This is a genomic window from Tropicimonas sp., from assembly GCF_047971885.1.
Lineage (GTDB): Bacteria > Pseudomonadota > Alphaproteobacteria > Rhodobacterales > Rhodobacteraceae > Tropicimonas.
This window is the reverse complement of the sequence record NZ_JBKEAE010000065.1, coordinates 1-23068: the sequence shown is the minus strand read 5'-3', so window position 1 is coordinate 23068 and position 23068 is coordinate 1. Positions and strand designations below refer to the sequence as shown.

Annotated in this window: 18 protein-coding genes and 2 pseudogenes; 8 read left to right on the top strand and 12 right to left on the bottom strand. The window is 65.5% G+C overall.

All coding sequences use genetic code 11. The features are described from left to right. Positions 1–65 precede the first annotated feature (65 nt). A pseudogene (locus tag ACK5IR_RS06820) lies at positions 66–1265 on the top strand (IS256 family transposase). A gap of 40 nt (positions 1266–1305) precedes the next feature. Here ACK5IR_RS06820 and glyA read toward each other — a convergent pair. After that, entirely contained in the window at positions 1306–2592 is a 1287-nt protein-coding gene (gene glyA, locus ACK5IR_RS06815) for a serine hydroxymethyltransferase (protein WP_416927217.1), read from the bottom strand. Positions 2593–2775: 183 nt separating this feature from the next. Between glyA and ACK5IR_RS06810 the strand changes: the two genes are divergently transcribed. After that, a complete protein-coding gene (locus ACK5IR_RS06810; protein ID WP_416927215.1) occupies positions 2776–3537 on the top strand; it encodes an NAD kinase in 762 nt (253 codons plus the stop codon). Positions 3538–3614: 77 nt separating this feature from the next. Here ACK5IR_RS06810 and ACK5IR_RS06805 read toward each other — a convergent pair. The 3 genes and pseudogenes from ACK5IR_RS06805 to ACK5IR_RS06795 all read right to left on the bottom strand — a co-directional run bounded on the left by ACK5IR_RS06805 (position 3615) and on the right by ACK5IR_RS06795 (position 7116). After that, positions 3615–5510, bottom strand: a pseudogene (locus ACK5IR_RS06805) (propionyl-CoA synthetase). A 224-nt stretch (positions 5511–5734) separates the two neighbouring features. After that, positions 5735–6781, bottom strand: a complete 1047-nt coding sequence (locus ACK5IR_RS06800) for a quinone-dependent dihydroorotate dehydrogenase (RefSeq protein ID WP_416927213.1) — start codon at positions 6779–6781, stop codon at positions 5735–5737. Further along, complete coding sequence (locus ACK5IR_RS06795) at positions 6781–7116, bottom strand: DUF952 domain-containing protein (RefSeq protein ID WP_416927219.1); 336 nt, start codon at positions 7114–7116, stop codon at positions 6781–6783. Before ACK5IR_RS06795 ends, ACK5IR_RS06800 begins: the two co-directional genes overlap by 1 nt. 107 nt (positions 7117–7223) lie before the next feature. On the opposite strand from ACK5IR_RS06795, the gene ACK5IR_RS06790 reads away from it, so the two are divergent. From ACK5IR_RS06790 to ACK5IR_RS06780, 3 genes are all read left to right on the top strand, one after another. Further along, positions 7224–8795, top strand: coding sequence for a bifunctional metallophosphatase/5'-nucleotidase (locus ACK5IR_RS06790; RefSeq protein ID WP_416927211.1), 1572 nt, complete (start codon positions 7224–7226; stop codon positions 8793–8795). Positions 8796–8967: 172 nt separating this feature from the next. Then, on the top strand, positions 8968–10761 hold the full coding sequence (locus tag ACK5IR_RS06785; RefSeq protein WP_416927209.1) for an ABC transporter transmembrane domain-containing protein: 1794 nt from the start codon (positions 8968–8970) through the stop codon (positions 10759–10761). A 110-nt stretch (positions 10762–10871) separates the two neighbouring features. Next, positions 10872–12758: an acyl-CoA synthetase gene (locus ACK5IR_RS06780; protein ID WP_416927207.1), complete on the top strand. Its 1887-nt coding sequence runs from the start codon at positions 10872–10874 to the stop codon at positions 12756–12758. Positions 12759–12843: 85 nt separating this feature from the next. Here the strand turns inward: ACK5IR_RS06780 and ACK5IR_RS06775 are convergent, their stop codons facing one another. From ACK5IR_RS06775 to ACK5IR_RS06750, 6 genes are all read right to left on the bottom strand, one after another. Beyond that, a complete protein-coding gene (locus ACK5IR_RS06775; RefSeq protein ID WP_416927205.1) occupies positions 12844–13908 on the bottom strand; it encodes a TRAP transporter substrate-binding protein in 1065 nt (354 codons plus the stop codon). A 47-nt stretch (positions 13909–13955) separates the two neighbouring features. Further along, complete coding sequence (locus ACK5IR_RS06770; RefSeq protein WP_416927203.1) at positions 13956–15572, bottom strand: TRAP transporter large permease; 1617 nt, start codon at positions 15570–15572, stop codon at positions 13956–13958. Continuing rightward, positions 15569–16063: a TRAP transporter small permease subunit gene (locus tag ACK5IR_RS06765; RefSeq protein ID WP_416927201.1), complete on the bottom strand. Its 495-nt coding sequence runs from the start codon at positions 16061–16063 to the stop codon at positions 15569–15571. The genes ACK5IR_RS06770 and ACK5IR_RS06765 overlap by 4 nt, the downstream gene beginning before the upstream one ends. A 113-nt stretch (positions 16064–16176) precedes the next feature. Then, the gene (locus ACK5IR_RS06760) at positions 16177–17064 is read right to left on the bottom strand and encodes an amino acid ABC transporter permease (protein WP_416927199.1); all 888 of its coding nucleotides are present in this window, start codon (positions 17062–17064) and stop codon (positions 16177–16179) included. 51 nt (positions 17065–17115) lie between these two features. After that, entirely contained in the window at positions 17116–17949 is an 834-nt protein-coding gene (locus tag ACK5IR_RS06755; protein WP_416927197.1) for a transporter substrate-binding domain-containing protein, read from the bottom strand. A gap of 33 nt (positions 17950–17982) precedes the next feature. Continuing rightward, positions 17983–18831, bottom strand: a complete 849-nt coding sequence (locus tag ACK5IR_RS06750; protein ID WP_416927195.1) for an amino acid ABC transporter permease — start codon at positions 18829–18831, stop codon at positions 17983–17985. Positions 18832–19059: 228 nt separating this feature from the next. Here ACK5IR_RS06750 and ACK5IR_RS06745 point away from each other — a divergent pair, with 228 nt between their 5' ends. After that, positions 19060–19704: an FABP family protein gene (locus ACK5IR_RS06745; RefSeq protein WP_416927193.1), complete on the top strand. Its 645-nt coding sequence runs from the start codon at positions 19060–19062 to the stop codon at positions 19702–19704. 422 nt (positions 19705–20126) lie between these two features. Here the strand turns inward: ACK5IR_RS06745 and ACK5IR_RS06740 are convergent, their stop codons facing one another. Next, positions 20127–20447: a DUF1244 domain-containing protein gene (locus tag ACK5IR_RS06740; protein ID WP_416927191.1), complete on the bottom strand. Its 321-nt coding sequence runs from the start codon at positions 20445–20447 to the stop codon at positions 20127–20129. A gap of 25 nt (positions 20448–20472) precedes the next feature. Next, entirely contained in the window at positions 20473–21216 is a 744-nt protein-coding gene (locus tag ACK5IR_RS06735; RefSeq protein WP_416927189.1) for an N-formylglutamate amidohydrolase, read from the bottom strand. 139 nt (positions 21217–21355) lie between these two features. On the opposite strand from ACK5IR_RS06735, the gene pyk reads away from it, so the two are divergent. Next, the gene (gene pyk / locus ACK5IR_RS06730) at positions 21356–22801 is read left to right on the top strand and encodes a pyruvate kinase (RefSeq protein WP_416927187.1); all 1446 of its coding nucleotides are present in this window, start codon (positions 21356–21358) and stop codon (positions 22799–22801) included. Between the two features lie 34 nt (positions 22802–22835). Then, positions 22836–23057, top strand: coding sequence for a hypothetical protein (locus ACK5IR_RS06725; protein WP_416927185.1), 222 nt, complete (start codon positions 22836–22838; stop codon positions 23055–23057). Positions 23058–23068: the final 11 nt, after the last annotated feature.

Sequence of the window (23068 nt, the reverse complement as noted above, 5' to 3'; positions counted from 1 at the left end):
GAGGGGCGGCATATCATGGCGTTGTTCACGCGCCGCAATTCTCTGCAGAGAAAAGGATATGCCACATGAAGAATTCTACCATCACGTCGTTGGCCGATCCGTCGGGATTCTCACTCGATCCGCTCACGGATGTCTTGCGATCAGGTGCGCGCGAGTTGATCCAGCCGGCGGTTGAAGCGGAGCTGCCCGCACTGCTTGCGGCCCATGCCGGTTAAAAGACCGAAGATGGCCGGGCGCGTATTGTGAGGCACGGTCATCCGCGCATCCGAAATCGGAGAGTTGGGGCCGAGAAGGTCCGGTTCACTTCCTCGATCCTGCCACCCTATCTACGCAAGGCCAGGTCCGTCGAAGCATTGCTGCCCTGGCTCTATCTCAAGGGCATCTCGACGGGCGAGTTCCAGACAGCCCTCGCGGCGCTCCTGGGGCCGAACGCCGCCGGGCTGTCGTCAACCACCATTTCCCGGCTCAAGGCGGCGTGGTGGGAAGACTACGAGCGCTGGCAGTGCCGCGCCCTGGGCGCGCGGCGCATCGTCTACATCGGGGCCGATGGCGTCTACTTCCGGCCGCGCATGGCCGAGGAGAAGCAATGCATTCTGGTGCTGATTGGCGCGGATGAATGGGGCCGCACGGAAGGTCCGGGCCTCACCGATGGCTACCGCGAAAGCACGCAGATCTGGCGCGAACTGCTGCTCGACCTCAAGCGCCGTGGCCTCACTCGTGTACCGGACCTGGCCGTAGGAAACGGCGCGCTTGGGTTCTGGGCTGCACTCCGCGAGGTCTTCGACACCACCCGCGAGCAACGGTGTCGGGTCCACAAGACCGGCAACGTGCTCAACGCAATGCCCAGGTCGGTGCAACCCAAGGCCAAGCGCCATCTGCACGCCATCTGGCAGGCCGAGACCAGGGCGGAGGCCGAAGCCGCCTTCGATTTCTTCGTCGAGACCTGCGGTGTCAAATACGACAAGGCGGTCGGTAAGCTGCTCAAGGACCGAGACGTGCGTCTCGCCTTCTATGACTTTTCGGCCGAACACCGGAAACACATCCGGACCTCAAACCCCATCGAGAGCACCTTCGCCACGGTCCGCCACCGGACCGGAAAGACCAGGGGCTGCCTGAGCCGGACAACCGGCCTCGCGATGGCATTCCGGCTCATGATGTCGGCGCAATCGAATTGGCGGAAGCTCGACGGCGCGAACCTTTTGCCAGAGATCATTCACGGGATTGCCTTCGAAGACGGCATCAAGCAACTTCCAACCGCTGCCTGATCACGCCGTCACCAACTTTCGGGCATAGCTCGGGGAGGGATCAGAGACCGGGATAGACCGGGAAGCGGGCGCAGAGTGCCATGGCCTGCGCCTTTACCGTCTCCTCCATTCCGGCGTTGCCCTCTTCTCCATTCGCGGCGAGACCGTCGACGACATCGACGATCATTCGCGCGATCCGGCGGAATTCCTCCTCGCCGAAGCCGCGCGTGGTGCCGGCCGGTGTGCCGAGGCGGATGCCCGAGGTCACGGTCGGCTTCTCGGGATCGAAGGGAATGCCGTTCTTGTTGCAGGTGATGTGGGCGCGCTCCAGGGCCTTTTCGGTTGCGTTGCCCTTCACGCCCTTGGGCCGCAGGTCGACCAGCATCACGTGGGTGTCGGTGCCGCCGGTCACGATGTCGAGCCCGCCCTTGAGCAATTCGTTTGCCAGCGCCACCGCGTTGGCGCGCACCTGGCGCTGATAGGTCCGGAATTCGGGGCGCAGCGCCTCGCCGAAGGCCACCGCCTTGGCGGCGATCACATGCATCAGCGGGCCGCCCTGGATACCGGGGAAGATTGCCGAATTGACCTTTTTCGCGATCGCCTCGTCATTGGTCAGGATCATCCCGCCGCGCGGGCCGCGCAGGGTCTTGTGCGTGGTTGTGGTGGCAATATGGGCGTGTGGGAAGGGCGAGGGGTGTTCGCCTGCCGCGACGAGGCCGGCAAAATGGGCCATGTCGACCATCAGGTAGGCCCCCACGCTGTCGGCGATCTCGCGGAATTTCGCGAAGTCGATCTGGCGCGGAATGGCCGAGCCACCGGCGATGATGAGCCTGGGCCGGTGTTCGGCGGCAAGGCTTGCCACCGCGTCGAAGTCGATCAGGCTGTCCTGCCGGCGCACGCCGTATTGCACAGCGTTGAACCACTTGCCCGACTGGTTGGGCGGCGCGCCATGGGTCAGGTGCCCGCCCGAGGCGAGGTTCATGCCAAGGATCGTGTCGCCGGGCCGGATCAGCGCGTTGAAGGCGCCCTGATTGGCCTGGCTGCCGGAGTTCGGCTGCACATTGGCGAATTCGCAGCCGAAAAGCTCTTTCGCGCGCTCGATGGCGAGATTCTCGGCGATATCGACATACTGGCATCCGCCGTAATAACGCCGCCCCGGGTACCCTTCGGCATATTTGTTGGTCATCACCGAGCCCTGGGCCTCGAGAACCGCGCGGCTGACGATGTTCTCCGACGCAATCAGTTCGATTTCGTCGCGCTGGCGGCCAAGCTCCAGACCGATCGCCCTGGCGATCTCGGGGTCGCGTGTGGCGAGGGTTTCGGTGAAGAAGCCGGGGTCACGGGTCATTGGCGATATCCTCTTCGGGGCGGCGGGGCCGCAATGTCAAGGCGCGTGTACAGCATGGCGCGGCCGGGAAAAAGACGCGAAGCGCCGGTATCGTGCCGCCGCAGGACAGCATTCGAGCCTTGCGTTTCCGATGGGGGCGGGAGATGACGTTTGCGAAACCGGATGTCCACCCAGGGGAATGCAATGACCAGAATCGCCGTGCTGGCAAGCCGCGTGGAAGTGGCGGAACTGGCGCGGCAGGAACTGGTCCGCACCTACGGTGACCACACGCCCGAGGATGCCGACGTGATCGTCGCGCTTGGCGGCGACGGATTCATGCTGCAGACGCTTCACGATTCCCAGCATCTCGACATTCCGGTCTACGGGATGAACTGCGGCACCGTCGGTTTCATGATGAACGAATACCGCCTGCGCGGCCTGACCGAACGGCTGGAGCAGGCGCAGGAAGAGGTGATCACCGCGCTGGCGATGCGTGCCTTCAGCGCGGACGGCGCGATGCACGACGCGCTGGCGATCAACGAGGTGTCGCTGCTGCGCGCCGGGCCGCAGGTCGCGAAGCTGCGCATCTCGGTCGACGGGCGGGTACGGATGGAGGAACTGGTCGCCGATGGCGCGCTGGTCAGCACCCCGGCGGGTTCCACCGCCTACAACTATTCCGCGCATGGTCCCATCGTTCCCATCGGCTCCGAAGTGCTGGCGCTGACCGCCATGTCGGCCTTTCGTCCGCGGCGCTGGCGCGGGGCGCTCCTGCCGTCTGCCGCCGAGGTGCGCTTCGATGTTCTGGAACCCGAGAAGCGCCCGGTCATGGCCGAGGCCGACAGCCGGTCTTCGGTGCGCAATGTGATCACGGTGGTGATCCGCAGCGAGCCCCGGGTCCGCCACCGCATCCTGTTCGATCCGGGTCACGGGCTCGAGGAACGCCTGATCCGCGAACAGTTCGTCTGACCGATTGCCGCCCGCAGCCCTGCAACCGGACCGTGGCGGCGCGCCGTGGCGCCGCCTGCGATCGTTGCCGTCCGGGATCAGTTTCCCTTTGCGTAGCCCGCGCCCTGCAGCGCGGTGGTGATTTCGTCGAGGATTGCCGGGTCGTCGATTGTTGCCGGCATCCTGAACTCCTGATTGTCGGCGATCTTCTGCATCGTCGCGCGCAGAATCTTGCCCGACCGTGTCTTGGGCAGGCGGTCGACGACACATGCCTGCCGGAACGCGGCGACCGGGCCGATCTGTTCGCGCACCAGTTTCACGCATTCCCTTATCACCTCCTCCGGGGTGCGCTTGCTGCCGGCGTTGAGACAGAGAAAGCCCAGCGGCAACTGCCCCTTCAGATCGTCGGCAACGCCGATCACCGCGCATTCGGCCACGTCCGGATGGCTTGCCAGCACCTCTTCCATCGCGCCGGTCGAAAGCCGGTGGCCGGCGACGTTGATCACGTCGTCGGTACGCGCCATGATGTAGAGATAGCCGTCCTCGTCCTTGTAGCCGGCATCGCCGGTTTCGTAATAGTCGGGGAAATGGCTGAGATAGGATTTGTGGAAACGATCTTCCGCGTTCCACAGGGTCTGGAGCGTGCCCGGCGGCAGCGGCAGCTTGATGGCGATCGCGCCCATCTGGCCATCGGGCACCTCGTGCCCGCCCTCGTCGAGAACGTGCACCTCCTAGCCCGGCATCGGCACCGACGGCGAGCCGAGCTGGACCGGCAATTGCTCGATCCCGATCGGGTTGGCAGCGATGGCCCAGCCGGTTTCGGTCTGCCACCAGTGGTCGATCACCGGCACGCCGAGATGTTCCTGCGCCCATTTGATCGTGTCCGGATCGGCGCGTTCGCCGGCAAGAAACAGCGCCTGCAGATCGTGCAGCTTGTAGCGTTTGATCCACTCGCCGGACGGGTCCTCGCGCTTGATCGCCCTGAGCGCGGTCGGCGCGGTGAAGAAGCTCTTCACCCGGTGGTTCTGGATGATCCGCCAGAAAACGCCGGCATGCGGCGTACCGATCGGCTTGCCTTCGAAGACGACGGTTTCGGCACCGGCGATCAGCGGCCCGTAGGCAATATAGGAATGTCCCACCACCCAGCCGACATCGGATGCCGCCCAGAAGCGCTCGCCGGGGCCGACGTTGTAGATGTTCTTCATCGTCCATTGCAGGGCGACGAGATGGCCGGCGGTCGAGCGCACCACGCCCTTGGGCTGGCCGGTGGTGCCGGAGGTATAGAGGATATAGGCGGGGTGGTTGCCCTCGACCGGAACGCAGGCGGCGGGCTTCACGCCGTACTGGAAGCCGTGCCAGGAAAAATCCCGTCCCTCGACCAGTTTCGCCACTTCCTGTTCGCGCTGGAAGACGACGCAGAATTCGGGCTTGTGGGTGGCCTGCTCGATGGCCTCGTCAAGCAGCGGCTTGTAGTGGACCACCCGGTTGGGTTCGAGACCGCAGGACGCGGCGATGATCGCCTTTGGCGTCGCGTCGTCGATCCGTACCGCCAGTTCGTGCGCCGCGAACCCGCCGAAGACCACCGAGTGGACGGCGCCGATCCGGGCGCAGGCAAGCATTGCCTCGATCGCCTCGGGGATCATCGGCATGTAGATGATGACCCGGTCGCCCTTTTCCACGCCGCGCATCTTCAGCGCGCCGGCGAGCGAGGCGACCCGGTCGCGCAATTCGCGATAGGTGATGCCCTTGGTCGAATGGGTTATCGGGCTTTCGTGCATGATGGCGAGATTGTCGCCGCGCCCTGCTTCGACATGGCGATCCACCGCATTGTAGCAGGTGTTGACCAGCGCATCCGAGAACCACTCGTAGAACGGCGCGTTATCGTCGAAAAGAGCTTTCGACGGCGGCCGGTACCAGTCGATATCCTTGGCGGCGTTCATCCAGAACGCCTCCGGGTCGGCCCGCCACGCACCATAGATCTCGGAATACCCCATGTTCTCCCTCCCTGCTGAACATTATCAAGTGTTACGCAAACCCTCCGCCTTCGCGCAAGCCTGTTGCGCGGCCGGTCTGACAAAATGTGCATACCGTCGCATGCCGAATGGGGCGGCAAGATGCCGCATCGCAGAAAAATGTCCATATGATGTGTCCGGCGGCCGGCCGCACGTGTCTGGTAGATCGGCGGTTACCTGCGGCCGCACGGCGGCGACGGTTCCGGTCAGCCGCCTGTGCCGACCGCCTCTGCCACATTTGCGTGCCCGTCGCGCATGAGCAGCAGGTCGAGGTCGCGCACGATTCGCGCCACCAGCCCGATACCGCCATAGACGAGCGCGGTATATAGCTGCACCGCCGAAGCGCCGGCACGGATCTTGGCATAGGCGTCGGCGCCGCTCGAAATCCCGCCGACGCCGATCAGCGGGATCGCCCCGGCGGTCTCGGCATGCAGGCGGGCCAGCACGGCGGTCGATCTGGCAAACAGCGGCGCACCGGAAAGCCCGCCCGTCTCGGCGGCATTGCCGGAGCGCAGCGCCGTGCGGTCCAGCGTGGTGTTGGTGGCGATGATGCCGTCGATCCCGACACCGGCGGCGACAGCGGCGATATCGGCGATCTCGCCCTCGGTCAGGTCGGGGGCGATCTTGACGAATACCGGGACCGGCCGCGCCAGCCCGTCGCGTGCGGCGAGAACGCCGCGCAGCAGCGCCTCCAGCGCCTTGCGGCCCTGAAGCTCGCGCAGGTTTTCGGTATTGGGCGATGAGACGTTGACGGTGGCGAAGTCCAGGTGCGGACCGCAGGTTTCCAGTACGGTGGCGAAATCGGCGGCGCGGTCGGCGCTGTCCTTGTTGGCGCCGAGATTGAGACCGATCGCGGCATCCCCGGGGCGGTGTTCCAGCCTGCGCGCCATCGCTTCCATCCCTTCGTTGTTGAAACCGAACCGGTTGATGACGGCGCGATCCTCGGGCAGGCGGAAAAGGCGCGGCCTGGGGTTGCCGGGCTGGGCGCGTGGCGTTGTCGCGCCGATCTCGAGAAATCCGAAGCCCGCCCGCGCCAACGGCGCCAGCGCGACGCCGTTCTTGTCCATGCCGGCGGCAAGACCCACCGGATTGGGCAGGTCAAGCCCGGCCAGCCGAGTGGCAAGGCGCGGCGAGGTGATCGCTCCGGGAAGCGGAACCAGCCCGAGGTTCAGCGCCCGCAGCGCCAGCGCGTGCGCCGTCTCGGGGTCGATCCGGCGCAGCACCGCCAGCCCCGCCCGGTCCAGCCAGCCCATCACAGGTCCTCCGGAAAAACGTGACCGTCCGGGCCGGACGGCAGCGGCCCGTGCCGGAGAACGTCCGTCAGTTCGAGCATGCGATAGAGATGCGGGAACAGGGCACCGCCGCGCGAGGGCTCCCATCTGAGCGCGTCTCCCAGCCGGTCGGTGTCGAGCGTGGCCAGTACCAGATCGCCTTCGCCGGCAAAGTGCCTCGCGGCGGTTTCGCGTAGCTGACCGGCGGTGGAAAAATGCACGAATCCATCGGCCTCGTCGACCGGCGCGCCGCGTGTGCGGCCGTGGACGACAAGGGCGTCCCATTCGGGGCGGCGGAATATCTTGTAGACCAGCATGCCCGCCATCTGCCTGTCGCGCCACGCAAGGTCAAGCGCCGGCAGGATTTGACCGGGCGGCGCAGGCGCGACATGGTGGTGGGGGGACCAACAGGGAGAGAGACCCGATGCATATACGCCTGCTGAGCGCCGCCGCGGCGGCCGCAATCGGGGCCAGCCCGGCGCTGGCCGATTATTCGCTGACCATCCTGCATACCAACGATTTCCATTCCCGCTTCGAACCGGTCAACAAATACGATTCGACCTGCCCGGCCGAGGATGACGCCGAGGGCAAGTGCTTCGGCGGCACCGCGCGGCTGGTTACCGCAATCGCCGAAGCGCGGGCGCGGTCGAACAATTCGGTTCTGGTCGATGGTGGCGACCAGTTTCAGGGAACGCTGTTCTATACCTATTACAAGGGCGCGGCGGCGGCAGAGTTCATGAACAGGCTCGGCTACGACGCGATGACTGTCGGCAACCACGAGTTCGACGACGGCCCCGAGGTTCTGCGCGGCTTCATGGATGCGGTCGATTTTCCCGTCCTGATGTCGAATGCCGATATCAGCGCCGAACCGCTGCTGTCCGGCACGCTGATGAAATCCACCGTGATCGAACGGGGCGGCGAAAGGCTGGGCCTGATCGGGCTGACGCCGCAGGATACCGCCGAACTGGCGAGCCCGGGGCCCAACATCACCTTCACCGATCCCTCGACGGCCGTTCAGGGCGAGGTCGACAAGCTGACCGGCGAGGGGATCGACAAGATCATCCTGCTCAGCCATTCGGGTTACTCCGTGGACAAGCAGGTCGCCGCCAGTACGACCGGGGTCGATGTGATCGTCGGCGGGCACACCAATACCTATCTGTCGAACCGGTCCGAACGGGCCGAAGGGCCTTATCCTACGATGGTGGGTGATACCGCGATCGTGTCGGCCTATGCCTACGGGGTGCTGCTGGGCGAACTGAACGTCACCTTCGACGACGACGGCAGGATCGTCGAAGCCAGCGGCGAGCCGCTTCTGATGGATGCCGGCGTTGCCGAGGATGCCGATACCCGGGCCCGGATCGCCGAGCTTGCGGTGCCGCTGGACGAGATCCGCAACAAGGTGGTGGCCGAAGCGGCCGAACCCATCGACGGCAGCCGCGACGCCTGCCGAGCCCGGGAATGTGCGATGGGCAATCTGGTGGCGGACGCGATGCTCGACCGGGTGCGCGATCAGGGCGTGACCATTGCCATAGCCAACGGCGGCGGGCTGCGGGCCGGCATCGACGCGGGTGAAGTGACGATGGGCGAGGTGCTGACGGTGCTGCCGTTCCAGAATACCCTTTCGACCTTCGAGGTTTCCGGGCAGGCGGTGATCGACGCGCTCGAAAACGGCGTCAGCGAGGTCGAGGAGGGCGCCGGACGCTTCCCGCAGGTTTCGGGGCTGAGATTCACCTGGGATCCGGCCGCCCCGGCGGGCGGGCGCATCACCGATGTTCTGGTCGGTGCCGGCGGCGACTGGGTGCCGATCGACCCGGCAGCGGCCTATCTTCTGGTCTCCAACAACTTCGTGCGCGGCGGCGGCGACGGCTACGCGATGTTCGTCGATGCGGCCAGGGTCTATGATTACGGGCCGGATCTGGCCGATGTGACCGCCGAATACCTGGCCAGGAACGCCCCCTATACGCCCTATATCGACGGCCGCATCTCCACCCGATAGGGGCTGCCATCCGTTCCGGCGGATTGCGGTCTGCCGGGACACCCCCTGAAACCAAAGCGGCGACAGGGGCAGAACCCTCCGAAAAGGAACGTGAACGCCCGCCTGCGGCCAGCCGGTTGCCGCCGGCGGGCCGGGCGGGTATTGCACGGTATCCTGTGGGAGAGGTTGAAAGATGGCGCGATCCGCACCGAATGGCGAAACCGAACGCAAGGGCTCGAAAGATGTGGGTGCGCTGCGGTCGCTGCTGCCGTTTTTCGCTCCCTACCGCAGCTATGTGATCCTCGCTGCTGTCGCGCTGACCATCACGGCGGGCGTCTCGCTGCTGCTGCCGCTTGCCGCCCGCCGGGTCGTCGACGGGTTCGGCACCGGCGAGATGCACCTGCTGGACGAGTATTTCCTCGCCGCCATCGTCATCGCGGGTATCTTCGCCGCCGGGTCGGGGCTGCGCTATTACATCGTCTCGCGGCTGGGCGAACGCGTGGTGGCCGATATCCGCAAGGCGGTATTCGACCGGATGATCGGGATGAGCCCGGCGTGGTTCGAAAACCTGATGTCGGGCGAGGTGACAAGCCGGATAACCACCGATACGACGCTGATCCTGTCAGTCATCGGCTCGTCGGTAAGCTGGTTCCTGCGCAACATGCTGCTGTTCGTCGGCGGGCTGGCGATGATGCTGTTCACCTCGGGCAAGCTGACGCTGCTGGTCCTGGCGATCATTCCGGTGGTTGTCGTTCCGATCCTTGCGCTCGGGCGGCGGCTCAGGGCGCTGAGCCGGCAGAACCAGGACTGGATCGCGCGGTCCTCGGGCATGGCGGCCGAGACGTTGCAGGCGGCCCAGACGGTGCAGGCGTTCTCGCACGAGGCGGCGAGCCGGGCGCAGTTCGGCGAGATCACCGAGGAAAGCTACCGGGTGGCAAAGAAACGCATCGCGGTGCGCGCCGCGCTGACGATCATCATCATCTTCGTGGTCTTTGCCGGCATTCTTGGCGTGCTCTGGATCGGCGCGCGGGATGTGCGGACCGGGTCGATGACCGCGGGCGAACTGGTGCAGTTCCTGATCTACGCCGGCATCATGGCCGGTTCGGTCGCGGCCCTGTCCGAGATATGGGGCGAGTTGCAGCGCGCCGCCGGGGCCACCGAACGGCTGGTCGAACTGTTGAATGCGCGGGATACGGTGAACGATCCCGCACAGCCGCGCGCCCTGCCACGCCCGGTACGGGGTGAAATCGTCTTCGACGATGTGATCTTCCACTACCCGAGCCGCCCGGACGACGCGGCGCTGCATGGGGCGAGCTTCACCATCGCGCCGGGCGAGCAGGTGGCACTGGTCGGCCCGTCGGGCGCGGGCAAGTCGACGGTGCTGCAACTGTTGCTGCGGTTCTACGATCCGACAAACGGGCAGGTACGGCTCGACGGCATCGCCCTGCCGGAGATGAACCGCGACGATTTCCGCCTGGCGATGTCGCTGGTTCCGCAGGATCCGGTGATCTTTGCCGCCTCCGCGCGCGAGAATATCCGCTTCGGCCGCCCCGGGGCGACGGATGCCGAGGTCGAGCAGGCCGCCCGTGCCGCGCAGGCGCACGATTTCATCGCGGCGATGCCCGAGGGATACGGGACCTATGTCGGCGAGCGCGGTGTCATGCTGTCGGGCGGGCAGAAGCAGCGCATCGCCATTGCCCGGGCCATCCTGCGCGACGCGCCGGTGCTGCTGCTCGACGAGGCGACATCGGCGCTTGATGCGGCGAGTGAACGCGCGGTGCAGCAGGCGGTGGCGGCGATGGCGGAAAACCGCACGACGCTGATCATCGCCCACCGGCTCGCAACGGTGAAACAGGCCGACCGCATCCTGGTGTTCGACGGCGGCAGGATCGTTGCCGAAGGCACCCATGACCGACTGGTGGCCGAAGACGGGCTCTACGCCGAACTGGCGCGTCTTCAGTTCACCGACGGGATTTCCGGCAAGTGACGCAGCGTAGCAAACCTGTTGCGCCGCGTAAGGCTTGCAGATCATACTTTCCCCGCACCAACTGAACCGGGGACGCCCGAAAGTGAGGTGCAACAGGGGAGGACACTTGCATGGCTTTTGCAACGCGTGCGGACAGGGATGCCATCAATGCCGAAATGCCGTGGGAGGAACGCGATGTTCCTGTCACGATGTATCAGTTCCTGAGTGCGGCAAGGGCGCGGCATGGCGACCGCCCGGCGGTTTCGTTCCAGCTATTCTCGGGGCCCCGGGATCCGGCGGAGACCCTGAGCTGGGCCGAACTGCATGGCAAGGTCACGCAGGCGGCGAACCTGTTCCGCGCGCTTGGCGTGGGCGAGCAGGACGTGGTGGCCTTTCTGATGCCGAACAGCACCGAGACCATCCTCACCCTGCTCGGCGGGGCGGTGGCGGGAATCGTCAACCCGATCAATCCGCTTCTGGAGGCCGACCAGATCGCGGCCATCCTGCGCGAGACCAACGCAAGGGTGCTTGTCACGCTGAAGTCGTTTCCGAAAAGCGACATTGCGCAGAAGGCGGCGAAGGCGGTCGATTTCGCCCCCAACGTGAAACACGTGCTCGAGGTCGACCTGCGGCGCTACATGACCGGGGTCAGGAAGATGGTCGTGCCGTTTCTCAGACCCCGGCTCGACGTGCATCATACCGCGACGATCCGCGATTTCGCAGCCGAACTGGCCGGACAGCGCGCCGATACGCTGGATTTCGCGGATTCGACCCATGATCGCATCGCCGCCTATTTCCACACCGGTGGTACCACGGGCATGCCCAAGGTCGCGCAGCATCTCTATTCGGGGATGATTTACAACGGCTGGCTCGGCAACCGGATGCTGTTTACCGACAGCGATGTCGTGCTTTGCCCGCTGCCGCTGTTCCATGTCTTCGCGGTGCACCCCATCCTGATGTCGATGATCGCCTCGGGGGGGCACGTGGTGTTCCCGACGCCCGCCGGCTATCGTGGCGAAGGCGTTTTTGACAATCTGTGGAAGCTGATCGAACGCTGGCGCGTCACCTTCATGATCGGGGTGCCCACCGCCTTTTCCGCGCTGATGCAACGGCCCGTCGATGCCGATGTGAGCACGTTGCAGAATGCGTTTTCGGGCTCGGCTCCGCTGCCGGTGGAACTGTATAACCGCTTCGAAAAGGCGACGGGGGTCAAGATCGTCGAGGGCTACGGCCTGACCGAGGCGACCTGCCTGGTCTCGATCAACCCGATAGCGGGAGAAAAGAAGATCGGCTCGGTTGGCATTCCCTTCCCGCATACCGATGTGAAGATCCTGCTGCATACCCCGGAAGGGCCGCGCGAATGCGCCACCGACGAGGTTGGCGAGATCTGCATCGACAGCCCCGGCGTCTTTGCCGGCTCGACCTATACCGAGACCGACAAGAACCACGACCTGTTCCATCACGACATCTACCGGCGCACCGGCGATCTGGGGCGGCTCGACGCCGATGGCTACCTGTGGATCACCGGGCGGGCCAAGGACCTGATCATCCGGGGCGGCCACAATATCGACCCGGCAATCATCGAGGAGGCGCTGTCGGGCCATCCGGCAGTCGCCTTTGCCGGTGCCATCGGCCAGCCCGATGCCTTTGCCGGGGAACTGCCGGCGGCTTATGTCGAACTGGTCGAGGGCGCGACGACAACCGGTGCGGAACTGCTGGAGTATATCCGGCCCCGCATCACCGAACGGGCGGCGGTGCCGAAATACATCGAGATCGTGCCCGAACTGCCCAAGACGGCGGTTGGCAAGGTCTTCAAGCCGCAATTGCGCAAGATGGCGATCCGGCGCGTCTACGACCAGACGCTGAAGGAGGCCGGTATCGCGGCCGGGGTGGTGGATGTGGTCGAGGACAGCAGGCGCGGCCTTGTCGCACGTCTGTGGCGCACCGGCGATGTCGACGAGGCGGCGGTCCGGCACCTGCTGGGCAATTTCACCCGGCCATGGGAATGGGCAGACTGACCACGGCCCGTTTCTGCGACGATACGGGCCGCGAGGCGAAAAAAGCGCCCTTGCGGGCGGGCGGCAATCCGTGCCGCTCCGTTGCTCAGAGCCGTTGCAGCAGCATCGGCGCGGTGAACGCCGCGCCATAGGGCCGGGCGACCTCGAGATAGGCGTTGCAGCTTTCGATGCAGCGGGCGAAATCGGGGTTGGCGGCCGATTGTTCGGCGATCACCTCGGCCGAGGCGGTTTTCAGCGCGGCCAGGATGTCGTCGGGGAAGGTCCGGAACTCCACCCCGGCATCCTGCAACGCCTTGAAGGCCATGCCGTTGAAATATTCGAACTGGGCGATCGTCTCGGACTCGGCCGCCCCCGCCGCGTTGCGGATGATCGCCTGCAGGTCGGGCGTCAGGGTTTCCCAGGCATCCCCGTTGACGACGATGTTGAGCCCCGCCCCGGGTTCGTGAAAGGCCGGCGCGTAGCAATAATTGGCCACCTTGTTCATGCCGAAGGCCTGATCGAGCATCGGCCCGACCCATTCGGCGGCGTCGATCGCCCCCGACTGGAAGGCCGGAAAGATCTCGGTCGGTGGCATCAGCACCGCGTTGACGCCAAGCTTGCGCATCGCCTCGCCGCCAAGCCCGGCGATCCGCATGTTCAGCCCCGACAGATCGGCGAGGCTGTCGATCGGCTTGCGGAACCAGCCGGCGGCCTGCACGCTGGAATTGCCCGAATAGATCGGCACCAGGCCGCGCTGGGCATAGATTTCCTCGAACAGTTCCTGCCCGCCGCCATAGCGCAGCCAGCCCGAAAGCTCGGAGGCGCTGAAGCCGAAGGGGATGTTGGTGAAGATGTGCAGCGCGGAATTCTTGCCAGCGGAATAATAGGGGGTGCCGTGCCCGATTTCGGCGGTGCCCTGTTGCACGGCGTCCTCGACGGCGAAGGCGGGCACCAGTTCGCCGCTCGAAAACAGCTTGAGCCGCAGCCGGCCGTCGGCCATCGTGTTGACCCGCTCGACGAAGGTTGCCGCATTGGTGCCGACCCCCGGCGACTGCGCCGGGAACGCAGTGGGGCATTTCCATTCGATGACACCCTGCGCGATGGCCGGCGCGGCCAGCGCGACGGCGGGGGCGGCAGCCACCCCGGTCTTCAGAAAGGCACGACGTTTCACCTGATCTCTCCATGTCTTGGGGCAGGTCTGTGCCCCGCGGTTGATTTTCAGCCAAACAACACGTTCGGCAGCCAGGTCGCAAGCGCCGGCCAGAGAAAAACGATGCCCAGGGTGAGAATCTGTATCAGAACAAAGGGTACGACGGCGCGGTAAATGGTCCCGGTCGAGATATCGGCCGGCGCCGCCGAGCGGTAGTAGAAGAGCGCAAAGCCGAAGGGCGGCGTCAGAAAGGAGGTCTGGAGGTTCAGCGCGACCAGTACGGCGAACCACACCGGGTCGATATCCTGCAGCAGGATCGGTCCGACCAGCGGCACGACGATGAAGACGATTTCGACGAATTCGAGGACGAACCCCATGAGGAAGATGACCACAAGCGTGCAGAGCAGCATCGTCCGGTGGTCGCCGGGCAGGCCGGTCAGGACCTCGCGCACCCAGATATCGCCCTCGAAGCCGCGAAACACCAGCGACAGCATGGAGGCCGCCAGAACGATGCCGAAGATCATCGCCGTGGTCAGCACGGATTGTGCGAGGGTGGCGCCGAAGACCCCGGCGCGCAGCAATATCACCATTGCAAGGGTCAGCCCGGCGACAAGCAGCACCGTCAGCCCCAGCGCCAGCAGCGATCCGGGGCCCAGGCTGAGCGTGGCCGCCGAAAGGTCCACCCGGCCGACGCCGGTCAGGCGCAGCGCGACCAGCGCGAAGCCCACCACGGCGGTGGCTGTCATCAGGTGGCGCAGCCATGCCGGCGTGCGCCGTTCGCCGGGCGGATGGGGATGGCTGCCGCCGGGCAGCGCATCGACATCGCTCGCCGCGGCGACATGGGAGGCGGTGATCAGCATCGTTCCCGCCACGCCGATCGCCGCCGCTTCGGTGGGGGTCGCCACGCCGGCGAGGATCGAGCCCAGAACGGCGAGGATCAGAAGCAGCGGCGGCATGACCTCGCGCCCGACCTCCCACAGGCCGACGGTCTCGATCCGGGCTTCGGACTGTCGCGGCACGCCGGACAGCGCGATCGCGACATAGATCCCGTAAAGCGCGATCAGCAGCAGCCCGGGCAGCATGGCGCCGGCGAACAGATCGCTGACGGTGACCGCATCGGGGGCGAAATTGCCGGCATGCTGCTGGGCGTCGAGATAGGCATTGGCGACCTGATCGCCCAGCAGGATCAGCACGATCGAGGGCGGAATGATCTGGCCCAGCGTGCCCGAGGCGCAGATCAGGCCGCTCGCCGTGCCGTCGGGCACGCCGACCCGCCGCATCGCCGGCAGGCTGATCAGCGCCAGCATGACGATGGTTGCGCCGATAACGCCGGTCGATGCCGCGATCAGCGTCGAAATCAGCAGCACCGCCAGCGCCAGCGCGCGCGGCGTGCCGCCCAGCACCCGGCCCACCTGCATCAGCATCCGTTCGGCCACGCGCGAGCGCTCCAGCATCACCCCCATCAGCACGAAGAGCGGCACCGCGATGAAGAGCGAGTTCGACATCACCCCGTAGGCGCGTTGCGGATAGGCACGCAGATAGCTGAGATCGAACGCTCCGAAGCCCGAGGCGACATAGGCGATCAGCACCGGCACGCCGGAAAGTGCCAGCATGACCGGAATCCCCGACAGGATGCCGGCCAGAAGCCCCAGCCCGAGGACGATCAGCCAGAAATGCTCGATCATCGGCTGGACTCCGCGGTATCGGTTACCAGCATCGTCAGCCCCTGCAGGATCATCAGCCCGCAGGCCACCGGCAGCGTGGTCTTGACCAGATAGAGCCCGGGCAGCCCTCCGGTCTCGGCCGAGGCTTCGCGGATCGACCAGCTATAGACCACATCCGGCCAGACCCACCAGATCGTCAGCCCGAAGACGGGGATCAGAAAGGCCATCGTGCCGAACCGGTCGAACCACCTGCGCTGGCGCGGCGACTGGTGCGCCCGGAACACATCGACCCGCACATGCGCGTCGTGCGTCAGCGCCACCGGAAGACCCAGAACGACCAGCGAGGCGAAACTGTAGGCCACCGCGTCCTGCAACTCGATGAAGCCCATCCCGAAGACATAGCGCAGGATCACCACCGTCACCTGCCCGATGAAGATCAGCCCCAGCAACAGCTGGCACAGGCGCATCGTCACGCGGCTGACCAGCGCCGCGCTCTCCTTGAGGATATTCATTCGCTTTTCCCCGGTTTCGCGCCCAATGCCGAAATCCGCCCCGGACCGCAAGGTTGCAGACCGGTTTGCGATGCGCGACACAATCGCGCCGGCCGGCTCTGCCGGACCATCGCCTATGTCCGCAGCCGCGCCCGCCGTTCCATTCGCGCCGAGATGCGCGAAAGGGCGAAACACAGGATGAAATAGAGCGCGGCAACGGCGAGATAGGCCTCGAACCGGCGCTGGGTGGAGTTGGCGATCTCGGTTCCGGCAAAGGTCAGTTCCTGCACCGAGATCAGCGAGACGATGGAACTGTCCTTGACCAGCAGGATGAACTGGTTGGTCAGCGGTGGGGTGATCGCCTGAAGCACCAGCGGAAAGGTGACGAGCCGGAATGTCTGGAACGGGCGCAGCCCGACGCTCCGGGCAGCCTCGATCTGGGCTGCGGGAACCGACAGGATGCCGGCCCGGACGATCACCGCGATATAGGCCGCCTCGAACATCGCGATGCTGAGCAGTCCGGCCATCAGGTTCTCGAAGATTTCCGGGGGTCCGAGCAGCAGGTTGATCGCCTGTCGTCCCGCCGGGCCCAGCCCGCGCACCCAGCCGTCCAGTCCAAGCAGCGGCATCATCTGCGACGAGATGAAGAAATAGAAGACGAACATGAAGACCAGCGGTGGGACATTGCGGATCACCCCGACATAGGCGAGCGTCGTCAGCCGCGGCAGCAGGCGTTTGCGGGTCGCCATGAGGCCGAGCGCCACGCCCAGCAGGCTGGCGATCAGCATCGACCACAGCGACAGGCGGATGGTGGTCAGGAACCCTTCCAGAAGGGTGTTCGGCACCCAGATGCCGCCTTCGGTCCGGCGCACCATGACCTGGGGCAGAAATCCCCAGTCCCACCTGTAGACCAGCACCCCGGACACCCGATGCCACAGAAAGGCGAGAAACCCGAGAACGGCGGTGATTATCATCGCATCGAGCAGGCCGAAACGCCGCCTGCGACTGGGATCGGGGTACATACCGGTTACTTCCGTCGTGGAGAGGCGGCAGCTGCGCCGCCTTCCGTTGCGCTACTGGGCGATCTGGTCCGCCCAGGGCCGGCCGCCGAACCAGTAGTCGTGCCGGTCCTGCAGGAATCCGTTGCCGGTGTTCACCAGAATCCAGTTGTTGAAGAAATTGAGTGCGTCGGGATCGCCCTTGCGCAGCGCGAATCCATCCGCCGTCGGCTGGATCGCCTCGTCGGTGGGGGCAAAGACGGTTTCGGGATTCTCGTAGATGGTGAAGGCGGGCAGCGGCTGCGACGAGACCATTGCGTTGGCGTTGCCGTTCAGGACTTCTTGCAGGACCTGGCTTTCGTCGTCGAACTGGCGCAGCGTCGCCTGGGGAAACCGCTCCTGGATATAGGTGCAGGGCGTGCCGCCGCGCCGGCAGGCAAAGGTCACCGTCGGGGCATTGTAGCCATCGGGCCATTCGATGTCTTTCGAGGCCGCGACCGAAGCCATCACGCCGAGCGAGGCGCCGCCATAGGGTGCGGTGAAATTGATCGTCAGGTTGCGCGCCGGCGTGATCGACATGCCGCCGATGATGACATCGAACTTGCCGGCGATAAGGGCGGGGATGATTCCGTCCCAGGCGGTGGGTACGAACTCGATCTCGACACCCATGTCCTCGGCCAGACGGGTGGCGACATCGACCTCGAAACCGATCAGATCGCCGTTCCTGTCGCGCATCGCCCAGGGAACGAAGGTCGACAGGCCCACCTTGAGCACACCGCGTTTCTTGATCGTTTCGATCACGCTTTCCGAGGACAAGGCGCGCGATGTGTCCTGCGCCAGTACCGGCGGCGCCTTGATGAAGCTGAGTGCCGCGATGGCGGCGAGAACGAAGATTTTCAGGGCTTTCATGGGTTTTCTCCTGCAAGGGGTCGTCTGTTGGGGTCACGCATCGTACTGTTCCGGCCTTCGGGCGCGAGCCTCGAGCCAGGCCGCCAGCCCCGACAGGCTCAGCGTCAGGACAAGATAGACCGCGGCGATCGTCAGCCAGATTTCAAAGGCCATGAACGTATCGGCAATGGCGTTCCGCCCCTCATTGGTAAGGTCGAAAAGCGCGATGGTCGACACGATTGCCGAACTTTTTATCAGGTTCACCAGCGAAGACGTCAGTGGCGGCAGCATGAGGGGCAGCGCCTGCGGAAGCACCACGCGCGCGTATACCGCCGTACTGCGCATCCCGAGCGCCGATGCGGCCTCCCACTGGCCACGGGGAACCGACAGGATGCCGCCCCGGACGATTTCGGAGATGAAGGAGGCCTCGAAAAAGGCCAGCGCCAGAACGCCGGTCCAGAACCGGTCGATTCCCAGTATCGGCGAAAGCACAAAGTAGAACAGGTACATCTGCACCAGCAGCGGCGTATTGCGCACCAGTTCCAGATAGACCGTCGCCAGCCCGTGCCCGGCGAAAGAGCGCGAAAGCCGCAGCAGGGCGATACACAACCCGGCGACCATTGCCAGCAGCGCGCTCCACCCGACGATCCGCAGCGTGACCACAAGCCCGCGGACGAACGGGCCCCAGATCAGATCTCCGTCGACGATGCGGAAAAAGAACGGCGGGATCCGGTACCATTGCCAGTTGTAGGGCATGGCGCCGGCCCCCTGAACGACGACCCACAGCAACAGCGCCGCACCGGACAGGAAGAACGCCCAGTCGAGCGCGTTGCGCCGGCTATTCTCGCGCCGAAGAGCCCGGCTGTACCGCGCGAGCGGCCGATCTCGTTCAGGCTGGGTCAATATCCGCAGGTTCCCCGCTGGCGGTTTCGGTTCGGGACATGTCCCCCGGCATCCGCAAACAGACCTTCCGCGCGCGGTTTGTCAATGTCGCCGGTGGCGGTATCGTGCGGCGGCGGAGGGCCGGAACCGGATCGGACAGCGGCAAATTGCGGTTTGGGCAAGCCGCCTGTCCTCTGGCATCTTCTGCATGTCCGTCGGCAATCCGGGCATGCAGAAAAGGAGCGATCGATGAACCCGTTCCCCGAAGACATCTATACCGAAACGCCATCCGCTTCCGATGTGCTGGGCAGTCTGGGTCCGTTGCGGGCGCTGGCGGGAACCTGGCGGTCGCGGCTGGGAACCGACACCAGCCCCAAGGCGCCGGGCCCCGAGACGAAGAAGTTCGTCGAACATATCCGGCTCGATCCCATCGACGCGCAGAACAACGGCCCGCAGCTGTTTTACGGGCTGCGCTATCACACCCATATCAACAACCCCGAAGAACTGCCGACCTTTCACGATCAGGTCGGCTATTGGCTGTGGGAACCGGCAACCGGCCTGATCATGCAGACCCTGACGATTCCACGTGGGCAGGTTGTGCTGGCGGCGGGGCAGGCCGCGGCGGACGACCGGAGCTTCAGCGTCGAGGCGAAGCGGGGGGCGACCGATTACGGTATCTGCTCCACAACCTTCCTCGAACAGGCCTTCCGGACCGACAGCTATCGCTGCGAGATAACGATCAACGACGATAACAGCTGGTCCTACGAGCTTCACACCACGTTGAAGATCAGGGACAGGCCCGACCCCTTCGATCACCACGATACCAACACCCTGTTCCGAGTTGCCGGGCCGGCCGAAAATCCGCTTGCGCTGGCCGAGCGCGGCCAGCCCTGAGACGGCCGCGGGCCTGATGTGTCGGGTCTGAAGGGCCGGGCACGCCGTCTATCGCTTCGTCCGTCTAGCCGATATGGAAGCCTGGCTGCTGACCCATGCGGTGCTCGACGGGATGATTGCCGGGCTGGGCGAAGGGCCTATGGCGGTTTCCGCACTCAGCTTCACGCCGTCGCCGCCGAAGCTGCGGCTGCTTGCCCGTCTGCCGCGCGTCATCGGCCGGTTCTTCTGCGGCTCTGCGACGAGGTGGATACCTTTGCCGCGGGCCGTGCACAGCGCCAGCCCCCCGCCTGATTCCGGCCGGCGGCTTTGCGGTGGTTCGAAGTCCGCCCCCGGCGAGCGGAGCGACAGGATGGCCGGCAGCATGCCACGGGGGGCCCTGCGGCATGTTCGGAAATATGGGGCCGTTCCGCTGCGTCCGCGTATCAGGTTTTATCGCGCGGGCCGGTATTCCGGGCGTATTCCCGCTCGAATGCGGCCAGCGTGTCGGGGGCGGCCGCCGTCTGGTTTGCCGCCTTCCAGGTCAGGTAGGGAACGCCGTAGAAGGCCTCGCGCGCCTCGGGCTCCGTCATCTCGACCCCGCGTTCGCGGGCGGCCTCGCCGTACCAGCGCGACAGGCAGTTCCGGCAGAAGCCGGTGGCGTTCATCATGTCGATGTTCGGAACGTCGGCGCGGTCTTCCATCAGGTGCCTGCGCAGCCTGCGGAATGTGGCGGCTTCGACCTCGGTGCGTGTGTTGTCGTCCATGGTCATCCCTCCGGTTCGATCCGTTTCAGATATGCGCGTCCGCAAGCGCCCCGGCAAGCATCGGTGCCAGCCGCCTTCCCCAGAACTGCTGCCGGGCGACGGTTTCGATCAGATCCTGCCGCACCTCGACCAGCACATGCGCGCGGCGGTGCTTCAGGGCGTGCCGGTCGATGGAATCGCCGGGCTGGTGGCCGAAATAGGGTTCGTTGTCGCCGACGCAGATGTCGCCTTCGGTACGCAGGCGTTCGATCAGCGCCAGCGAAAGGGCGTTGTGCGGCGGCGAATGCAGGACACCGACGTGCCAGGGGCGCGGGGCGCGACCGCGAAGCTGCGGGGTGAAGCTGTGCACCGCGACGATCACGGTATCGTCCCGCGATGCCGCCAGACGGCCAAGCTCGGCGTGGTAGGGGCGGTAGCAGAGCTCTTTGCGGCGTTCGAGTTCGCCGTTGTCGGCGTGGCGGTTCCCGGGGATGATCGTGCCGTCGTAGAGCTTCATCAGCAACGTCGGATCGTCCTCGCCGCGATTCGGGTCGATCACCAGCCGCGAGAAGTTCGAGGTGACGAGCGTCGCGCCGAGCGAATCCGCCAGTGCATGCGCCACGCCGGCGGCACCGGGATCATAGGCGATATGCCGGGACATTTCCGATTGCGGCAATCCCAGCGTTCCGCCACCGACCATGGGCGGAACCGTGTTGGTCGCGTGATCGCAGGTGACGAGCCACCGGCCCGGCCGGCTTTCCCCATGGGTGTGAAAGGCGTGGTATGTCATTGCAGCGTGATGTTATTCGTGCATCGGTGTAAGGCGGGCGGCGGGAAAGCGCCAGAGCCGAACGGGGTAGCGTTGCGGCGCGTATACCGCTAACAACGCAGTTCTGAGCGCCGGGATGAACGAAAGGGAAGGGTATCCCATGAGACGGATGCGAAATGTGAAGATCGTGGCAACGCTGGGGCCTGCTTCGGACGACTACGACATGATCCGGCGTCTGTTCGAGATCGGCGCCGATGTCTTCCGTCTCAACATGAGCCACGGCAGTCACGAGGAAATCCGCGAGCGCCACACCATCATCCGGCAGATCGAGCGCGAGCTTGGCCGTCCGATCGCGATTCTGGCCGACCTTCAGGGGCCGAAGCTGCGCGTCGGTGTCTTTGCCGGCGATTCGGAGGAACTGGTCGAAGGCGCATCGTTCCGGATGGACCTCGATCCCGCCGAAGGCGACGCGAGCCGGGTCTGCCTGCCCCACAGGGAGATCTTCGCCGCCCTGCGCCCCGGGGCGACGCTGCTGGTCAACGACGGCAAGATCCGCCTGCGGGTCGAAAGCTGCGGTGACGATTACGCCAATTGCACGGTGGTGACGGGCGGTACGATCTCGAACCGCAAGGGCGTGAACGTTCCCGATGTGGTGCTGCCGCTGGCGGCGCTGAGCGAAAAGGACCGTGCCGATCTCGATTTCGTCTGCGACCTCGGGGTCGACTGGCTGGCGCTTTCCTTTGTCCAGCGGGCCGAGGATGTGCTCGAAGCGCGCGATCTGGCCGACGGGCGGGCAGCCGTGCTCGCGAAGATCGAAAAGCCCGCCGCCGTCGAGGCGTTCGACGAGATCCTTGCCGTTGCCGACGGCATCATGGTGGCGCGCGGCGATCTGGGGGTCGAATTGCCGGTGCAGGCGGTGCCGCCGATCCAGAAGCAGCTGATCCGCGGCGCCCGCGCCGCCGCCAAGCCGGTGATCGTGGCCACGCAGATGCTGGAATCGATGATCGAAAGCCCGACCCCGACCCGGGCCGAGGTCAGCGACGTGGCCACCGCCATCTACGAGGGCACCGATGCGGTCATGCTGTCGGCCGAAAGCGCGGCGGGCGATTTCCCGGTCGAGGCGGTGCTGACGATGGACAGCGTCGCCCGTTCGGTCGAAAGCGACCCGAACTATCGCGAGATGATCGAGGCCACGCGCAGCGTCAAGCGTCACTCGGTCGCCGACGGCATCGTCACCGCCGCGCGCGAGATCGCCGAAACCACCGATATCGCCGCCATCTGCGCCTTCACCCAGTCGGGCACCACGGTCAGCCTGGTGGCCCGCGAACGCCCGCGCGTGCCGATTCTCGCCATGACCCCGGTCGAGGGTGTGCTGCGCCGCCTGTGCCTGACCTGGGGCACCCATTGCGTGATGACCCCGCGTCTCAACCGCTTCAAGGAGGCGGTGGTACAATCGGCCAAGGCGGCGCGCGACGGGGGCTTTGCCGACGAGACCCGGCAGATCGTGGTCATGGCCGGTGTGCCCTTCAATGTGCCCGGCACCACCAACATCCTGCGCATCGCCCCATGCGACGAACGCTTGATCTACAACACCGATCCGGAATAACCCCTTGCGGGAACGTCACAACTGGATCTGAACCATGTCCGATCTTCTGCTGCTTGGCGGCGTCGTCCTTTGTGCCCTGTCGCTGATCGTTGCCCTGGTGCAGCTGATCCGCATGGAGCCGCCGCGCGCCGCCGTCATCGTCCTGATTCTGGGCATCGTCGCGATGTTCGCGGGCGCCTATCTCAGCCCCGCACCCGTTACGCTGGAAACCATCCCGGCGGCCTGGATGCGCCTTACCTCGGGCAACGCGGTCTGATCGCGGCACGC